Below are 16,873 nucleotides of genomic sequence, written 5' to 3'. Positions count from 1 at the left end.
AAATTGATTGGGCGAGGGCCGTCCGTATAGTCGGTTCCATCAGAGTAAAAGAACTTTATTCCCGCGGCCGCAATTGATACTCTCCAGTCGGGTGGGGTTCCGTTCAAAATTGTAATTTGGCATGTGCCGTTCAAAGGGTGAATTTTTTCAAGTGCATCGAGAAGATCTTGCGATTCCAGTGATGTAGCTAGCTTATTCATTTTTTCACCTTAATGTTATATGGACCGGTCGGGTAACAGGCCGACAGCGTGTGGAGCGGTGGCGAATTGTCGAATTCGCAATCGCTCTTCAAGATAGGTTCGCGCTTGAAACTATGCAAAAGCTTAACTAGCCTGCTCCGTTCGGAGGGGGTAGGTACAAGCGTGGTACTCAGATCATGTGTTGCCTACCGGCCATTTCCCGCCGTTCGCCGGTGCCCAATGAAAGAGCTTAAACGGCGGCTTTCCTCAGATAACTGACGTTCGCATGCCTAGGGTGTGGGGTCGCGCCGTCGGCCGGAACTGCGGGTCGCTCATGGACCTCATGCGGTGGCCGATATAGGCGGCTGAACGGTCCCCATCCACGCATCGTGGTTCTAGCGCGTTGATACCTTGAGATGGTTTATGATGCCTATTTTTACTCGTCGAGGCGCCATGTCAGAGCTCGCATCCCAACCGACGTCGATCCAGTCCGTGTACGCAATGTATCGCGAGGACAAGCTGTTCGTGAATCGTCGCTATCAGCGAAAACTAGTTTGGACGCTGGAAGAAAAGCAGCGCCTCATCGAGTCAATTGTAAACCGGTATCCGATTCCGGCGATCTTAATCGCCGAGAGGAAATCTGGAGATGGCTATGAAATTATCGACGGTCTCCAGCGGTTACACGCAATTGTTTCCTTTATTGAGACCGGATTTTCGACGTTGGATGGAAATTATTTTGACGTCAAGCATTTTCCGACCGCGAAGGCCAATGCTGATTCTGGTCTATTTTCCATCGCAGACACTCAGAACTGGATTGGTCAAAAGGATGTAAGCGCGGTTCTCGACTACACGCTTGCACTTTCGGTCATGAGAAATGCTACGGACGACGAGGTGAATGATGTCTTCGGACGAATTAATACTTACGGACATCGTTTGAGCGACCAAGAACGCCGCCAAGCAGGCGTCGAAAATGAGTTCTCACAAATGGTTCGACTGATAGCTTGCGGCGTGCGAGGAGACGCCTCGGCGGACATACTCCCTCTTAAGTCGATGCCTAGTATCAGCATTGACCTACCCATGGTAAAGCACGGTTACGAGGTCAAAGCGGACGAAGTGGTGTGGGTCGAGCAAGGGGTGCTTCGCTCAACAGACCTGCGGGATAGCATGGATGAGCAATGCATTGCCGATATCGCTACGTGCATTGTTGGTGGTCAACTGATTGAGCGCTCAAAGGATGCGCTCGACGCGGTTTATGACTCGACAACCGCCGAGAGCGAGAGGGTGAACAATGCGCTTGAGGTGTACGGCGCCGACAAATTTTCTCAAGAATTTAAATTCTGCCTCGATCAAATACTCACCGTTTGTAATACGGATGGCCAGGCAAAGCTCCGAAACATCATTTTCACGAAGGGAACAACCAACGCGTTCCCAGCGGTGTTTGCGATAATCCTCATTGCTTTTCATGAGTTGACCGTAAAGGGTGGAATGGTCATTTCCGATTACTCGGCTGTAAAGAAGGGGCTTACAGGATTATACAATCGCATCGACACAAGTCGAGGTGCCACCTCGCCTGCCGAACGGCGCAAAAACATCGACACGGTCAAGGGTCTGATTGTTGGAGGCTTCGTCAAGGCCGACGTAGTAAAACTGATTTACGGCAACCACGCGACGGTCGATATTGAGTCGACTATCCGCCGATCAGAAATCGAGCTTTCTGACTATGAATTGAAGCAGGGCATGTTGATGCTCAGCAATGACCGCAAAGTAGATGACGCTCTGATAGAAAAAGTGGTCAAGACGTTGTGTGCCATAGCGAATAACGGCCCACAACGCGATGGGAAGGTGCTAATCGGAGTAACCGACAAAGATGCCGACGCGGCAAGGGTCAAGCAATTGGACGGTATTGAACCAAAGAAAGTCGGAAAACGTTATGTTGTCGGTGTAGTTCGAGAAGCGAAAGTGCTTGGACTCTCGGTCGAAGACTACTATACGAAGTGGAAGGACGCGATCAAGAAATCGTTGTTGTCCCCAGCACTTCGCGACTCAATTCTTTCGCACATCGACTACAACTCGTTCTACGGACTGGGGGTGATCGTATTCACAGTGCCACCGCAAAAAGAGCTTTCGTACTACGGAGAGGATGTGTATTGGCGCAACGGCGACTCGACGGAGATCGCGACGACCGCCAAGCAAGTAGCCGGGCTCGCACAGCGCTTCTAGTTAGTCGCAATCGAAGGTAGGGGCAATACAGGGGGCAACGCCCCCTGTTTTTTATTGGGTCCCATCCGGCATCCGAACAGAAGCTATCCACTGGTCGAGAAGCTGTGACCTGCCCCCGGTTTTAGTCCGAACTGCAGTTAGAGTCCGAGGTTAATGACACGTGCCGCGCGATATTATTGCCGTGGTAAACAACGCCGCCGGGGGACTCGATGGACGTGACACGTCAGTTGGCCAATGCTTTCCTTCTTGCGCACCAACAATTTCACGAAGTGCGGACGCGGTGGATTGAAGTTTCGTCTGCGATCGGCCGTCTACTTCCTGCGTCACTGCTGACTGTTTCGGTTCAGCGGTGTGGCGAACTCGATGTTCTCGTTCGCGCGTTAGAGGATGAGCGAGCGGCACCACATCGGGATGCGCGGGCCGATCTTTTGCTGGATTCGACGTCACGTATCGTTATGTTTTCTGAGCTCTGGGTAGGATCCGCGTACGAGATCATCCGGCTGTTGGATGAGCGTAAGTTGGCCCCGGCCAGCACGAACTACACAAAGTTGCATGATGAGCTGCGTACTGTCCGCGTACCGGTCGAGAAGCATGAAATCGCTCGAGACAGAAAGCTGAAAGCACCTTTGGAATTTCAGCGGGTTCCGCCGCGTGATGGAGACGAGCCGTATATTTATGCGAAAGTGAAAGACGATCCTACACGCGCTCATATCCTGCCGACCGGTTTTTCCGATCGCGGCGCGGTGATGTGGCACACGATCGACGGCGTAGATCTCTCTGAGCGCTGGCTGGAACGTCGACGCCTGTCCGATGCGTTCCTCGATCTCTGGCCCGCGAAGCGAACGTCCTCACACTAATCACCAGTCTCGCTGTACCGGGCATCGCCTATATCTGCTGCCTTTAGGCCCTCTATCACATTCATTTATTATTGTGTGATAGAGCGCTTACGCACCGGAGGCGCGGGTTCGAATTTTTCTGGTGCCAATCAAAAGAGAGCATGGCACCGCCGGCTACGCTGATCTGTGAAAACCGAATTCCGGAAATATATCCAGCGATCACTAGCGCCCGATCTCGCGGCTCGCGCCCGCATTCGCCGTGAGGCATTGGGAAAGTCGGTCTCGGAAATGGCGGCGCTTGTCGATGTGACGCCGCAGACAATTGCTCGATGGGAATCGGGCGATTTGCCCGCCAGCATGACACCGACTCGAATCGAGGCGTGGGAAGCTGCACTTCAGGTACCCGTCGGATGGCTGTTGTCACCAGATGGAAAGCTCGTCTCCGACATTGTTATTGCGCAGCCCGAGCCCATCTCCATTGCGGCTTCAGTTCAATCTGATCGAGTGTTAATTCCGACGGTCGCTGGCCATGCATTGGGTCTACGGGCTTACGCACGTCGGCGCAAGCTCGGGCTGACGCGGGCGCAGGTTAGCGAGTGGGCCGGCATATCCATCCAGACTTTGCTGAAATGGGAAAAAGGAGAACTTCCCCGTACGATTCACATCGATCGTCTGTACGCATGGGAGACGGCTCTTGCGTTACCTGCCGGGTGGCTCCTTGCGCCCGACGGCGAAGAGCCGATGACTCCTCCGAGCAAACGACAACGGGTGACCATTAATGCCGATACGATAAGCGATGCGATCCGCAAGGTTGCGATCTGTCTCGCTACGCGAGGACGGAATCTCGCCTTTCCCGATCGGCGGATAGATGCGGGGGCACAGCGCGACGCGGACCTTTTTGCATGTCGCTATGGGGTAGGTGGCGCGGAAGGCAATACGCTAAACGAACTTGCTGCTCCGCTCGGAATCACCAGAGAGCGCGTGCGTCAGATTATCGAGAAATTGATCGAGAGATCTTCGCAGTTTGAATTTGATATTCCGGTGCTCGACGCCTTGGCACTTCAGTGTGCTCCTCATTTGCCCTGTCCAGTGTCCGTGCTGAACAGCCAACTCCGTGCTCAACTGGGTGAATATCTGACGCTGGAGGGCGCAAGCACCTTTGCCAATGATCTGCTTGGAAAACGCATCGTTCGAATAAGTGAGCCCATCTCTCAACCTGGCGGCTCGCGCATCGACTTATGGGCGTATGGTCCAGGCGAGGATGACGTCGCGCTTGCCGACGACATTAAGGCAGTGCGTAGCATTGCGTATGCGATGATCCGCTCCTGCGGCGTGGCTCTTCTCCCTACGGTCGCTGGCACCGTGTCACTCGCGCATGGACGCAACTATACGAGTCTCGTCAATATGCTCCAGTCGGTAGATGGCTTTGAGTGGCTCGATGCCGACCGGTCTTGGTTCTGGTTTGGATCAGAAAAACCCAGCCACAATGTTATTCTGAGCGTCGCCCGGAAGATCTTCGCTGTTGCGCGTGGACGAGTCGACATCGATGACCTGCTGGCCGCGATTATGCGATTCCGGAGTCGCACAGCGACGGTGGAGTTCGATCGTGATCGCACCCTCATGCTCATTCCGCCGATCCATATAGCGCGCGCAGTTCTTGAGCGAGTTTCATGGCTTCATGTTGTCCAGCATGACGATTATCGGGCGAACACTACGCTGAACCCCGCCATGGAACTATCGGAGACGGAATTGCGCTTGGTTGCAGCGTTGGAGGCGAGGGACGGCGTGGCTAGTCGTTTTGAGCTGAGGTCAGCGCTTCACGATATCAAGTTAATCACGTTCTCGGCGGCCCTTATGACGACGCCAGTCGTACGCCTCGTCAGCCACGGCGTTTACGCCATCATTGGACGACCCGTCGACCCCACCGCTTTTGCACGCGCTACGTCGCCACGTGAGGGAGCGCCCAACCGGATTGAGGTACGTCGTCACTCCGACGGAAGCGTGAGTTTTGCTTACGTCATTACCGAGTTTGCCGTAGAGAGTAAGGTATGTCTCATACCGGCGTCCGCTGTGCCGCACGTTCCGGAGGGGGAATATAGTGTGCGAGATTCTGCGTCGACCGTTGACTGCGTCAACCGCTCGTCGGGGGCGACAGTCCTGAATCGTCTGGTTCAAGCGATGCTTGCGCAGGGGTACGACTCTGGTGACGTCGTCCGCATCATGATCCATCCGGGGAGTCGAATTATCGAACTTTCGCCGGATGACGGGACGACGGCGGCATAGTTGACGGTAGCAGGTATTGCTGCGGTTTGCGTGCTCGTATGACCCGAAAAAAAGTTGCTTTGGCAGTCTGAGTTTGCCAGTGGGCCGGACGGAACCGCTCGAAGTTCGCCATCCGGCCGGTTTGTCGCTGGGGATGGCGGGAGACGGCTGCCGGCCACGTTCAGCTACTCGCCGCGGCGCTCATGGCGTCATGCGAGCGACCGCTCCGCACAGGAAACAGACGATCATCGGGAAGCGAACACTGAAAAATAAGCGTAGCGCGCAATGAACGACCGTTTTTTTTCACATATTCGGCCCCGATGAGCCCAGAATTTGCGAAAATTTGGGCGTCATGGTTCACCGCGCGCTACGGCTGGCTTGACCACTAAGAAAACAAATATCGGAGCGGACCTATGGGGCAAGTAGTAACTGTCATGAATATGAAAGGCGGCGTTGGCAAGACCACCGTTGCGATTCACGTCGCCGGCATGCTAACGCGCATGGTGCGAACGGGCGCGCCTCCAGTGAAGGTTCTTGCGATCGACTACGATCCGCAGTTTAATCTTTCGCAAGCTTATCTGCCTGCTAAAACGTATTTTGATTTGGAAAAGCAACGGAAGACATCCATCTCGATTCTGTTGGAAGATGATTCCGATCTGAACCCGTATCAATTGCAGGTTCCGGGTAATCACAAACCGCCTCCTGTATCAACGCTTGCAACTCGAGTCATGACGATGCACGGAGGAAACATTTTCGACATCATTCCATCAACATTGGATTTGATGTACGTCGCCTTGGGGCAAGCAAACGCGAACACGAAACCCATCGAAGAGCGGTTTCAGAAATTCATAAATGAATGCCGTGAGCAGTATGATTATATATTCATCGACTGCCATCCTGCCGGTTCATTATTTACAAAAACAGCGTTGCAAAATTCGCAACATGTTTTAATACCGGTAAGCCCTCAAAAATTTTCGACTCGTGGCATTGGATTGATGATGGAGTTTATTAGGGCAAAGGGCGGTGTTGGGCCAGCGGTAACTCCTCACATTTTATTTAATCTTGCTCCGCGAACAGGCATATCGAAACAAGAATCCGAGATCCGCAGCAATCCCCGATATGGTAAATATTGCCTCGACAGAACTCTGAAAAAGTACAAGGCTTTCTCTGATCCGGAGGGTGGGAAGGGCTTCGTTTGGCACAGCAGCGCCTCTTATAGTACCGAAGCATTTCAGAACCTTCGCGCAGTTACTGCCGAGTTTATTTCCAAAATGGGCACATCGAAATGAGTAAAAAAGATGTTCGCGACCGCCTAATTAGGATTTTCATTTCCTCTCTCTTAAAAGAGGAGTTTTCTCAAAATGAACGCCGCGCGGTTGTCAATATATTGCGTAGCCCTGACTTTGGCTTTGATTTTTCTGAGATAGTGGGTACTGTTTACTCAGCAATAGAAGGCCACGGAGCATGGTCACAAGTAATTTTGAGCGCAGAAAAATCCGAGTCAGAGCGGGAAAATAGGAGCAATTCGCCCGAGGAGCTGCTTGACGAGATAATGCAGATCGCTAAGCGCAAGCGGCTCAGCAAGGCAGCATTGCTGAATATTCTAAACAAGGTTGACAGCAACGTGGCCAATAATCTATCCACGGAGAGCAGTATAACTAGAATAGTTGAGACATTCTTCCTTCATTCATCGCAGGAGCAAAGATACGAGCTATTTAATCTATTGGCTGGCGAAAAGCGCGATGACGAGTATCTGAAAGGTATATCGGAAAGACATAATCGCTAACACAATATGCCATCCAAATATTTAAAGAATGCGCTCACGACTGTTGACTGGAATGAGAATGTAAAAACATTCATTTCCAATGACATGGCTGTCGAAAAAATTTCAAACGCGAGCCTGAGAATGGCTATATGGTCTAAGCAATTAGAGGCCGCCGATCAAGGAAATCCAGCCTTGAGCTTCGTTCGAGAAATGCAAACGGCGGGGCAACTGGTTGCCGCTAGTCTGTCGTTAGCGCTCTATAGAGCCGCGGCCGGTTCGATAAGAAGCATGCTGGAAAACGCGCTCTACTATACGTTTTTTCGATGTCATTCGAAAGAATTGGAGACGCTTGTAAGAAATCCAAAATATTTTATAGATAAAAATGAAATAATTGATTTCCATAAAAACCATACAGTTGATTTTACGCAGTCGCAGCAACACTTGTCGCTCATCGGCGACCTTGAAACGTGGTATAGCCTCATCTCGTCGATCGTCCACGGCCAGTTGCCAGGAATTTGGAACAATCAGACTGAGTTATCTAAAACCGCATACGATGTAAAAATTACAGAATCTGCGGTCGATATATTCTGCAAAGGCGAAACTATTGTGCATCGCCTATTTTTATGCACGGTCGCACGCGAACTATGGGACCATTTTTCACAAACTTCGAAGGGTAAGTTGCTATCGGGATTGGACGGCAAGGCTAAGCTGATATTGAAGCTAGACGGACACTAACTGAATTGCGCCGTGATTGGTGACGCCGAGATCTGGAAGACTCGTTGGGCCAAGTGAGAATTGTAACTTTTGCACCGAATGCGCGTTGGGGTCGAGCTTGATGCCAGTGCGGGTGATGTACGTAGTGTTTTGGGGACTGCGCGCGCCACCGTGACCTACCATCCGGAGACCGGCTTGCGAGCGTCAGCAAACCAACCCGGGGCCGGCGCACTGCCACCTGCCCCCAAGCGTCGGCTACGGCCAGCAAGCCAGTGGAGACGGACGACGAATGGCCGCTCCGGTTTGCCACCTGCCGTAGTCCTCGCACGAGATCGAAAGGCTGTTGTGGGTCGGTAACGGTCGATCCCAAATAAGGGCGGAGTAGGTCTTGGCGCAGGTTTGTGCACCGAGTCTTGTCAGATAAGGCGCAGGTACTGCTGCATCATCGGGCACTGCAAGTTGCTTTGCACCCAAGCGGCGGGATCGTTGCCCAGAAACACGAAAGCCCGCTGCAAGCGGGCTTTTTTGCATGCTACGAATCTGCTACAGCAAGGGGCGGGATCCATACTGGGTAAGCGTTACGCTTCTCATTACATCCCCTGAACTACGAGGGCGCATACCTGCCATCGTCGGCAAGTCCCGAAGCTAACGTTCTGCGACTCGACCGCAGCTGCGAGTGGAAGTCAATCGCGCTGGTAAAGGCGCTTATCATTTTTTGCCTTGGACACAATGTCTTGTAATGATACGGTGTCAATATCGAGCATTGGCATTATATGGCTGGTCTTTAACATCGCCTCAGCGTCGGGTCCATCTGTTAATTCTGAGTTAATGAAATACATGGTATTCTTGCGGTCCAAATGGTCAATATATTTGACTTTAACGACCCTGACTAAATCAATTTCGACTTCGGATGATCCATCTCCATTTCCAATTGATGATCGGAATAAATTAGAAAATTTTTTGTTATTATCGTATCCGGTAAACGTCGCTAGGACGCCGGTTGGTTCTCCGGTCCTGTATTGGGGGAAATAGTATCCGTTTACAGGAACGTAAACAGATCGCGATTTTCCGTCGTCGTAAATTCGAACCCGAATAAACGTCGCCACGTTAATCTCTGTGTTGTGTATGGCTCCTCCGGAATTTATCACTTCGAGAATATCGTTGTTATATTTCTGATCTGTGGGGTCAAACTTAAGCTCTCTCTTGGTATAGATATTCGGTGTGAGGCCCGCCTGCGCAACCTTCAATTGCGCCTCGCTTGTGCGCCACGAAAAAAAAGATACACACAGAGATGCCAGGCCGATACACAAGGCTGAGCCTATTTCAAAGATAATTTTGTTATCTTGAAGCCAATTTTTTGTTTTTCTGATAATTCCGGTCATGTCGCTACCCCATGTATATCTTTTGTTTTTCAATTATCAATCATTGACGGTGGCGCTCGCAGGTGCGACGTTGGCCAGCGCCTCTCTTTCGACTTCGCCAAGCCAGTCTGTCCAAGCTTGCATCATTCCCCGACGCTCCGGCAAATACTTAGCATGATTGTATGTCGAGCGAGTCCTGTCCTTATCTTTGTGCGACAACTGCATTTCAATGACTTCGTCCTTCCACCCCATTTCATGGAGGTTGGTCGACGCTGTTGCACGAAAGTCGTGGCCAGTTATTGGTTCGGGGTTGTCCGGGACCATGTAGTCGATCGCCCTGTTGATCGTTGCGCGACTCATGTGTGGGCGCTTTCGATTGCTATGCAGAATCGGCAGGATATACCCGCGATTTCCGTACATCTCCTGCAACTCGCGCAGCAGTTTCACCGCTTGCGAGGGAAGGGGAACGATGTGCAGGCGTCGTGATTTGATTTTCTCCGGAGGCACCTTCCATTCGGCGGTTCCCAGGTCGATTTCTTCCCATCGCGCACGGCAAAGCTCGATCGTTCGCGGAAACAGCATCATCAGCAATCGAATCGCAATCGCGGTTCGTCTGCTCTTGTAGGTCGGAAGCTGGCGAAAGAGCTTCTTGAGTTCTTCACGGCTCAACGCCCGAGCATTCTCTGTCGGGGGTTTCAGGACCGAGCCACGCAGCACCGATGCGGGATCTGTATCAGCTCGCAGTGTGATCACCGCATACTGGAACACGTTGGATACGTACTGGCGCAGTTTGATCGCTACGGAAGGCGAGCCGCGCTCTTCGACGCGACGCATCAAAGCAAGCACGTCATGGGCGGTAACAGAGCGCATGGGGCGGTTCCCGATGAACGGGTACGCATCGGCTTCGAGCATGCGCAGAATCTCGCCAAAGTGCCGCTCGGTCCAAGTCTTCCGCTTCTTCTCAAGCCACTCGTCGCTGACTGCGCGAAAAGTTGCTTTGCCTTCGTCGATACGCGCCGACAGCACTTCCTGTCGCATATGCGACGGGTGCAGTCCCTTCTTGACGAGTTCGCGGGCATCGTCACGCGCCGCGCGTGCGTCTTGAAGGCTGACCGTTGGATACTCGCCGATCGCGAAGAGATTCTCCTTCCCCGCAATTCGGTACTTGTATCGCCAAAGCTTGGAGCCGGACGGCTTCACCAACAGATACAGTCCATTGCCGTCGGTAAGTTTGGTAGGCTTGTTCCCTGCCTTCGCTTGTCGGATCTTGATGTCGGTAAGTGGCACGGTGAAAAAGGGGGTATCGTCTCTGGATCGTCGAAATGATTCCCTTTTTGTACCCCCTTTTTTCTTGGCTGGACACGATTTCCGGCGAACGTAAGCGAACAATGGAAGGGCGTAGAACGCCCAACTGGTAAGGGATTGGGGGCAAATTCCCGAACCAACACGAACTGGAGCGAACGAAGTGATCAGACACATCGTCATGTGGAAGCTGAAGGAATCGGCCGAAGGCGGCACGCGCGCGCAGAACGCGCTGAAGCTGAAGGAAAAGCTCGAAGGCTGCCGCGACCTCGTGCCGGGCATCCTGCAACTCGACGTCGGCATCGCGACGCCGGGCCTCGAAGCGACGTCCGACGTCGTGCTCGTGTCCGATTTCACGGACCAGGCCGCGCTCGATGCGTATCAGGTGCACCCGGTTCACCAGGAAGTGAAGAAGTTCATCGTGGCGGTGGCCGAATCGCGCCAGTGCGTCGACTACCTGTCCGACAGCGCACGATGAGCGACGCAACATCCCCGGCGGCCGGCCCGTCGATCGAAAGCCCGTTCGTCGACCTGCTCGGCGTGCGGCTCGTGTCCGCGAAGGACGGTGCGAGCGAGATCGTGCTGCCGCTCGACGAGCGGCACATGAACACGTGGAGCATCGCGCACGGCGGCGTGACGATGACGCTGTCGGACATCGCGCTCGCGATGGCCGCGCGCAGCCTGACCGACGACGGCGTCGGCGTCGTCACGGTCGAGATGAAGGTGAACTTCATGCAGCCCGGACGCGGCGAGTTGCGCGCATACGGACGCGTGATGCATCGTTCGACGACGATGGCGTATTGCGAAGGCGAAGTGCGCGACAGCGACGGCAACTTCGTCGCGAAGGCGCTCGGCACGTTCAAGTACATGCGGCGGCTCGCGGTGGGCCGCGACATCAAGCGGCAACGCACCCGCACCGCGCCGGATGCGCAGCCCGGCCCGAGTGACGCGTAAGCGCCCTCGACGAACGGCCCTGCCTTTTCACCGGCAGGGCCGTTTTGCGTGGCGGCCCGGCACCGCGCGGCGTGGCATCATGTGACGCTTGTCCGCTCACGGCGCCGCCCGCGCCGTCCTCACCGATGCCGCTGAATCCGAAGATTGCCCAGGTGCTCGACATGGTCGAGCGCGCGAAACGTCCGTCCTATCACCACCAGACGGCGCAGCAGGCGCGCGCCGCGTACGAGAAGAGCGCGCCGATCCTCGACGTCGCGCCGGCGCCGATGCATTCGGTCGAGGCCTGCGTCGTGCCGACACGCGACGGCCGCTCGATCGGCGCGCGGCTGTACCTTCCGGTCGAGCCGAGCCTCGCCGAACCGCTGCCGGCGCTCGTCTATTACCACGGCGGCGGCTTCACGGTCGGCAGCGTCGATACGCACGACGCGCTGTGCCGGATGTTCGCGCGCGACGCGCAATGCGCGGTGCTGTCGGTCGACTACCGGCTTGCGCCCGAACACCGGTTCCCGACCGCGGTGAACGACGCCGACGATGCATTGCGCTGGCTGCATCGCGAGGCCGCCGCATTCGGCATCGATGCGACGCGGCTCGCGGTCGGCGGCGACAGCGCGGGCGGCACGCTCGCGACGGTCTGCGCGGTGCTCGCGCGCGACGCGGGCATCGGGCTTGCGCTGCAACTGCTGATCTATCCGGGCGTGACGGGTCACCAGGACACCGAATCCCACGGACGGCTCGCGAACGGCTACCTGCTGACGCAGGACACGATCCAGTGGTTCTTCACGCAATACTTGCGCGATCGGTCCGACCGCGACGACTGGCGCTTCGCGCCGCTCGACGGCACGCGCGACGCGCCGTCGTTCGCCGGTGTCGCGCCGGCCTGGATCGCGACGGCCGAATACGATCCGCTGAGCGACGAGGGCGCCGCGTACGCGGACAAGCTGCGCGCGGCCGGCAATACGGTTACGCTGGTCTGCTATCCGGGGATGATCCACGAGTTCTTCAAGATGGGCGGCTACGTGCCGGAGGTGCGGGCTGCGCATGCCGACGCGGTGGCGGCGCTCAGGGCCGCATTCGACGACGTTTGACGGCGGCGGCGCCCGGCGCCGCGCGGAGGAAGCGATGACCGACGGCTGGGTGGAAACGGGCGACTGGGCCGTGCTGGGCGGCGATGCCGCCCGGATTCGCGATGCGGTGTTCGTGCGCGAGCAGCGGATTCCGCCGGAATGGGAACTGGACGACGAGGATCCGCTGTCGTTGCACGCGGTTGCCTACCGGGTCGATGCGGCGACCGGCGCACGCCGCGCGGTCGCGACGGGACGGCTGCTGCGCACCGGCACGATCGGCCGCGTCGCGGTGCTGGCCGACGCGCGCGGGCAGGGCGCCGGATCGGCCGTGCTGCATGCGCTGCTGGATGCGGCGCGGCATCGCGGCGAGCCGGTCGTGCGGCTTTACGCGCAGGATGCCGCGGTGTCGTTCTACGTGCGGCACGGCTTCGCGGCAATCGGCGAGCCGTTCGTCGAAATCGGCGTGCCGCACGTCGAGATGGCGCGCGCGCCGTAGCGCCGCCCGCGCCGCCCGCGCCGCAGGCTCAGCGCGGCGGCGTCGCGTCGATGTCGAACGTGAACGCACGCTCGAAACTGCCCGGGCGAACGGTGCGGTGCGAGCCGTCGTCGTCGCAGCGTTCCTTGATGTCGACCGTCAGCCGTACACCTTCCTTCATCGTCACGCGCAGCGCGGTCGTGCCGCGCGTGCCGTATTCGGGTGTCTCGATGAACGCGGCCGACAGTGCACGCTCGCGCTCGATCGGAATGCCGGTGTGCGGCAGCGCGTCGTCGTCCGCGACATGCGGATCGCGCATCAGCTCGATCAGCTCGTCGAGCGACGGGGCCGGGTTGTCGGTCAGCAGCGTGCCGAGTTCCGCACGCTTGCGCACGACTTTGGGCCAGGGCGTATCGAGCCGGGCATTCGACAGCGCATGCACGCCGGCGGCGATCGCGACCGGCGCGGCGACGCGGGTTTCGCCTTCGGCCGCGCGGTTGCAGAACCACGCGAGCTCGCGCCGCTTCCAGTCGCCGACCAGCAGGTTGAAGCCGTTGTACACGGCCGCGTGCTCGGCCAGCTCGCCGAGATAGTCGAGCGGCGCGACGGACGGGCCGCGGAGGAAATCGGACACGAGCTTGCCGCGGGTCGGCGCGCCCGCGCGAATGTCGAACGGCGCGCGGTAATTGGTCAGCGCCGCGAAGCGGCCGTCGCGCGATACGCCGAGCCACGTGCCGCCCGCTTCGAGATCGCGGCCGGCCAGCACGCCCGGCACATCCTCCCACCACGAAAGCGGCGCACTCGTACGGCGAAAGAACTCATCGCGGTTGGCGGTCAGGGTAAAGACGGGACCGGCGGCGGCATCGGGCTGCCAGTCGAAGGCAATCAGACACATCGGGCGAATCTCTCGCAGGAAACATCGGGCGCCGGCTGCATCGTGCGAGCCGGCGTGCGACCGGGTTGTCAGTGCGTCACGCTTCCGTCGGCCACGGGTACGGCAGCGCGTCGAACGCGAGTGCCGGACCGTCGGCCGAACCGAGGTGCACGGTGCCGCTGTCGAGCGCGGCCAGCTTGATCTCGACCAGCGCGTCGACGCCGCCCGCGGGCGCGGCCGCCGCATTGACGATCATCCCGCACGGCTGGCCCGGGTCGTCGCTGTGGAACAGCTCGACGCCGGCATGCACGGTGTCGGTCTCGCCGGCGACGTGCGCGAGCGCGGTACGGCGCTTGATCGTGCCGCGGTACTGGCTGCGCGCGACGATTTCCTGGCCCGGGTAGCACCCCTTCCTGAAGTTAACGGCGCCGATCACGTCGAAGTTGACCATTTGCGGCACGAACTGTTCGACGGCCGGCTGCGTGATGCGCGGCTCGCCCGCGCGCACGTCGAGCCAGTCCCAAACGGCTGGCGACACGACCGGTAGCGTGACGGCGAGCGCGGCGAGACGCGCGTCGACTTCCGCGCGCGGCCCGATCCACAGGTAGCGCTTGCGGCCGGCCGCGTCCGGGACGCGGATCAGCGCCCCGGCCGGGCCGTCGACCTTCACGTGCACGCCGTCCGGCAGCGCGTCGAAGATGCCCGACAGCGCTTCACGCACGTCGCCCGCGAAGCCGACCACCGCGAGCGTGTCGCTCGCGTCCGTCAGTTTCGCCTTCGCGCGCAGCACGAACATCGACAGCCGTTTCTGCACGGCGGCCTGGACGTCCTTCGAGACGAGCAGGCGCACGCCGTGACCGGCGCGCCAGGCGAGGAACGACGCGAGCAGGCGGCCCTTCGCCGAGCAATAACCGGACAGGCGCGCGCTCGCGGCATCGAGATGCTCGATGTCGTTGGTGAGCTGGCTGTGCAGGAACGTCGCGGCGTCGTCGCCGGCCACGTCGATCACGCCGAGCTGCGCAAGCGGCATGCAGGCGCCCGGCGCGTCGAAATCGGCGGCGGGCGGGCGGGGGAAAACGGGGAGCGAGACGGGTGCGGGCTGGGCAGCCGGTGAAGCGAATGGTGTGCTCATGGAATGAGGGAACAGTCAACCCTGACTTTGACGGAGGCGAGCAAGTATTATATGGGTCTTACCTGAGTCTCGTTTCCATGTCCCTACTGAAGAAATGCGCCGCGACGGTCGTGGCGCTGGCCGTCGTTGTGGCCGCTGCCGGCGCGGGCGGCGGGTATTACTGGGCGACCCGGCCGCTGCTGCTGGGCGCCGCAACGCTCGACGTCACGATCAAGCCGCGCAGCAGCGTGAAGAGCGTCGCGCTGCAGCTCAAGCACGGCGGCGTGCCGGTCGAGCCGTTCGGCTTCGTCGCGATGACGCGCCTGCTCGGGCTGTCGAGCCGGCTGAAGTCCGGCAACTACGAATTCAAGACCGGCATCACGCCGTACGACGTGCTGCAGAAGATCGCGCGCGGCGATGTGAACGAGTACGTCGCGACGGTGATCGAGGGCTGGACCTTCAAGCGGATGCGCGCGGAACTCGACGGCAATCCCGATCTCGCGCACGCGACGGCCGGCATGAGCGACGCCGAGCTGCTGCGCGCGATCGGCGCCCCCGACAACGCGATCCAGCGCGGCAGCGGCGAGGGGCTGTTCTTCCCCGACACCTACCTGTTCGACAAGGGCACGAGCGACCTGAACATCTACCGGCGTGCGTACCACCTGATGCAGACGCGCCTCGACGAAGCATGGGCCGCGCGCGCGCCGGGGCTGCCGTACAAGACGCCTTACGAAGCGCTGACGATCGCGTCGATCGTCGAAAAGGAAACGGGCCATGCGGCCGATCGCGCGTTCGTCGCGGCGGTGTTCGCGAACCGGCTGCGCATCGGGATGCCGCTGCAGACCGATCCATCGGTGATCTACGGCCTCGGCGACGCGTACGACGGCCGCCTGCGCAAGCGCGACCTGCAGGCCGACACTCCTTACAATACCTATACGCGCCGCGGCCTGCCGCCGACACCGATCGCGCTGCCGGGCGTCGCCTCGCTGCAGGCGGCGATCAATCCGGCGCCGACGAGCGCGCTCTATTTCGTCGCGAAGGGCGATGGCACGAGCGTGTTCTCGGACACGCTCGGCGATCACAACAAGGCCGTGGACAAGTACATACGAGGTCAATAATGCCGAGCGGTAAATTCATCACCTTCGAAGGCATCGACGGGGCGGGGAAGACCACCCACCTGCAATGGTTCTGCGAACGCCTCCAGGCGAGGCTGGCCGCGAGCGGCCGGCAGGTCGTCGTCACCCGCGAGCCGGGCGGCACGCAGCTCGGCGAGAAGCTGCGCGAGATCCTGCTGAACCAGCCGATGGATCTCGAGACGGAGGCGCTGCTGATGTTCGCCGCGCGTCGCGAGCATCTCGCGCTCGTGATCGAGCCGGCGCTCGCGCGCGGCGACTGGGTCGTGTCCGACCGCTTCACCGACGCGACCTTCGCCTACCAGGGCGGCGGCCGCGGGCTGCCGCGCGACAAGCTCGAGACGCTCGAGCGCTGGGTGCAGGGCGGTTTCCAGCCCGACCTGACGGTGCTGTTCGACGTCGCGCCGCAGGTGGCGAGCGAGCGCCGCGGCGCCGCGCGCATGCCCGACAAGTTCGAAAGCGAATCGGACGCGTTTTTCTCGCGTACCCGCGGCGAATACCTGCGGCGCGCGGAAGAGGCGCCGCACCGCTTCGCGATCGTCGACGCGACGCAGACGATTCCCGAGATCCGCCAGCAGCTCGAACGCGTGCTCGCCGCGCTGTAACCCGCAAGGAACGCACCA

At 58.5% G+C, this 16,873-nt stretch carries 16 protein-coding genes; 12 read left to right on the top strand and 4 right to left on the bottom strand.

What is annotated here, in order from left to right; translation table 11 throughout:
- Nucleotides 1-632 precede the first annotated feature (632 nt).
- The 6 genes from U4Z31_RS00600 to U4Z31_RS00575 all read left to right on the top strand — a co-directional run bounded on the left by U4Z31_RS00600 (nucleotide 633) and on the right by U4Z31_RS00575 (nucleotide 7,997).
- The gene (locus U4Z31_RS00600; protein ID WP_321809184.1) at nucleotides 633-2,399 is read left to right on the top strand and encodes a GmrSD restriction endonuclease domain-containing protein; all 1,767 of its coding nucleotides are present in this window, start codon (nucleotides 633-635) and stop codon (nucleotides 2,397-2,399) included.
- A 209-nt stretch (nucleotides 2,400-2,608) separates the two neighbouring features.
- Nucleotides 2,609-3,256, top strand: coding sequence for a hypothetical protein (locus U4Z31_RS00595; protein WP_321809183.1), 648 nt, complete (start codon nucleotides 2,609-2,611; stop codon nucleotides 3,254-3,256).
- Nucleotides 3,257-3,421: 165 nt separating this feature from the next.
- Nucleotides 3,422-5,518, top strand: coding sequence for a helix-turn-helix transcriptional regulator (locus tag U4Z31_RS00590; RefSeq protein WP_321809182.1), 2,097 nt, complete (start codon nucleotides 3,422-3,424; stop codon nucleotides 5,516-5,518).
- A gap of 392 nt (nucleotides 5,519-5,910) precedes the next feature.
- Nucleotides 5,911-6,786: a ParA family protein gene (locus U4Z31_RS00585; RefSeq protein WP_321809181.1), complete on the top strand. Its 876-nt coding sequence runs from the start codon at nucleotides 5,911-5,913 to the stop codon at nucleotides 6,784-6,786.
- The gene (locus tag U4Z31_RS00580) at nucleotides 6,783-7,283 is read left to right on the top strand and encodes a hypothetical protein (protein ID WP_321809180.1); all 501 of its coding nucleotides are present in this window, start codon (nucleotides 6,783-6,785) and stop codon (nucleotides 7,281-7,283) included. The genes U4Z31_RS00585 and U4Z31_RS00580 overlap by 4 nt, the downstream gene beginning before the upstream one ends.
- A gap of 6 nt (nucleotides 7,284-7,289) precedes the next feature.
- Nucleotides 7,290-7,997 carry a hypothetical protein gene (locus U4Z31_RS00575; RefSeq protein WP_321809179.1) on the top strand — a complete coding sequence of 236 codons (708 nt, stop codon included), beginning with the start codon at nucleotides 7,290-7,292 and terminating at the stop codon, nucleotides 7,995-7,997.
- A 662-nt stretch (nucleotides 7,998-8,659) separates the two neighbouring features.
- Here the strand turns inward: U4Z31_RS00575 and U4Z31_RS00570 are convergent.
- The gene (locus U4Z31_RS00570; RefSeq protein ID WP_321809178.1) at nucleotides 8,660-9,358 is read right to left on the bottom strand and encodes a hypothetical protein; all 699 of its coding nucleotides are present in this window, start codon (nucleotides 9,356-9,358) and stop codon (nucleotides 8,660-8,662) included.
- 36 nt (nucleotides 9,359-9,394) lie between these two features.
- Complete coding sequence (locus U4Z31_RS00565) at nucleotides 9,395-10,624, bottom strand: tyrosine-type recombinase/integrase (protein WP_321809177.1); 1,230 nt, start codon at nucleotides 10,622-10,624, stop codon at nucleotides 9,395-9,397.
- 178 nt (nucleotides 10,625-10,802) lie between these two features.
- Between U4Z31_RS00565 and U4Z31_RS00560 the strand changes: the two genes are divergently transcribed.
- The 4 genes from U4Z31_RS00560 (at nucleotide 10,803) to U4Z31_RS00545 (ending at nucleotide 13,153) form a co-directional block, all read left to right on the top strand.
- Nucleotides 10,803-11,117, top strand: a complete 315-nt coding sequence (locus U4Z31_RS00560; RefSeq protein ID WP_121858954.1) for a Dabb family protein — start codon at nucleotides 10,803-10,805, stop codon at nucleotides 11,115-11,117.
- Nucleotides 11,114-11,593 carry a PaaI family thioesterase gene (locus U4Z31_RS00555; protein ID WP_124570151.1) on the top strand — a complete coding sequence of 160 codons (480 nt, stop codon included), beginning with the start codon at nucleotides 11,114-11,116 and terminating at the stop codon, nucleotides 11,591-11,593. The genes U4Z31_RS00560 and U4Z31_RS00555 overlap by 4 nt, the downstream gene beginning before the upstream one ends.
- A 125-nt stretch (nucleotides 11,594-11,718) precedes the next feature.
- A complete protein-coding gene (locus U4Z31_RS00550) occupies nucleotides 11,719-12,678 on the top strand; it encodes an alpha/beta hydrolase (protein ID WP_044843656.1) in 960 nt (319 codons plus the stop codon).
- A 34-nt stretch (nucleotides 12,679-12,712) separates the two neighbouring features.
- Nucleotides 12,713-13,153 (top strand): GNAT family N-acetyltransferase, encoded by a 441-nt coding sequence (locus tag U4Z31_RS00545; RefSeq protein ID WP_044843655.1) that lies wholly within the window; start codon nucleotides 12,713-12,715, stop codon nucleotides 13,151-13,153.
- A 28-nt stretch (nucleotides 13,154-13,181) separates the two neighbouring features.
- On the opposite strand, the gene U4Z31_RS00540 is transcribed toward U4Z31_RS00545, so the two are convergent.
- The gene (locus tag U4Z31_RS00540; RefSeq protein ID WP_124520189.1) at nucleotides 13,182-14,027 is read right to left on the bottom strand and encodes an NRDE family protein; all 846 of its coding nucleotides are present in this window, start codon (nucleotides 14,025-14,027) and stop codon (nucleotides 13,182-13,184) included.
- Nucleotides 14,028-14,103: 76 nt separating this feature from the next.
- Complete coding sequence (locus U4Z31_RS00535) at nucleotides 14,104-15,138, bottom strand: folate-binding protein (protein ID WP_321809176.1); 1,035 nt, start codon at nucleotides 15,136-15,138, stop codon at nucleotides 14,104-14,106.
- 77 nt (nucleotides 15,139-15,215) lie between these two features.
- On the opposite strand from U4Z31_RS00535, the gene mltG reads away from it, so the two are divergent.
- Both mltG and tmk read left to right on the top strand, forming a co-directional pair.
- Nucleotides 15,216-16,235 carry an endolytic transglycosylase MltG gene (gene mltG, locus U4Z31_RS00530; protein ID WP_044843652.1) on the top strand — a complete coding sequence of 340 codons (1,020 nt, stop codon included), beginning with the start codon at nucleotides 15,216-15,218 and terminating at the stop codon, nucleotides 16,233-16,235.
- Complete coding sequence (gene tmk / locus U4Z31_RS00525; protein WP_044843651.1) at nucleotides 16,235-16,855, top strand: dTMP kinase; 621 nt, start codon at nucleotides 16,235-16,237, stop codon at nucleotides 16,853-16,855. The genes mltG and tmk overlap by 1 nt, the downstream gene beginning before the upstream one ends.
- Nucleotides 16,856-16,873: the final 18 nt, after the last annotated feature.

The sequence above is a fragment of the Burkholderia sp. BCC1985 genome (assembly GCF_905339915.1).
Classification (GTDB): domain Bacteria; phylum Pseudomonadota; class Gammaproteobacteria; order Burkholderiales; family Burkholderiaceae; genus Burkholderia.
The sequence above is the reverse complement of the archived record's forward strand: the minus strand, read 5'-3'. Positions and strand labels throughout refer to the sequence as shown.

Bases quoted from the DNA above. Each gene is read 5' to 3' on its own strand.
- mltG (WP_044843652.1), top strand. From the start codon at position 15,216: ATGTCCCTACTGAAGAAATGCGCCGCGACGGTCGTGGCGCTGGCCGTC.
- U4Z31_RS00550 (WP_044843656.1), top strand. From the start codon at position 11,719: ATGCCGCTGAATCCGAAGATTGCCCAGGTGCTCGACATGGTCGAGCGC.
- U4Z31_RS00545 (WP_044843655.1), top strand. From the start codon at position 12,713: ATGACCGACGGCTGGGTGGAAACGGGCGACTGGGCCGTGCTGGGCGGC.
- U4Z31_RS00540 (WP_124520189.1), bottom strand. From the start codon at position 14,027: ATGTGTCTGATTGCCTTCGACTGGCAGCCCGATGCCGCCGCCGGTCCC.
- U4Z31_RS00570 (WP_321809178.1), bottom strand. From the start codon at position 9,358: ATGACCGGAATTATCAGAAAAACAAAAAATTGGCTTCAAGATAACAAA.
- U4Z31_RS00535 (WP_321809176.1), bottom strand. From the start codon at position 15,138: ATGAGCACACCATTCGCTTCACCGGCTGCCCAGCCCGCACCCGTCTCG.
- tmk (WP_044843651.1), top strand. From the start codon at position 16,235: ATGCCGAGCGGTAAATTCATCACCTTCGAAGGCATCGACGGGGCGGGG.
- U4Z31_RS00575 (WP_321809179.1), top strand. From the start codon at position 7,290: ATGCCATCCAAATATTTAAAGAATGCGCTCACGACTGTTGACTGGAAT.
- U4Z31_RS00600 (WP_321809184.1), top strand. From the start codon at position 633: ATGTCAGAGCTCGCATCCCAACCGACGTCGATCCAGTCCGTGTACGCA.
- U4Z31_RS00555 (WP_124570151.1), top strand. From the start codon at position 11,114: ATGAGCGACGCAACATCCCCGGCGGCCGGCCCGTCGATCGAAAGCCCG.
- U4Z31_RS00595 (WP_321809183.1), top strand. From the start codon at position 2,609: ATGGACGTGACACGTCAGTTGGCCAATGCTTTCCTTCTTGCGCACCAA.
- U4Z31_RS00580 (WP_321809180.1), top strand. From the start codon at position 6,783: ATGAGTAAAAAAGATGTTCGCGACCGCCTAATTAGGATTTTCATTTCC.
- U4Z31_RS00585 (WP_321809181.1), top strand. From the start codon at position 5,911: ATGGGGCAAGTAGTAACTGTCATGAATATGAAAGGCGGCGTTGGCAAG.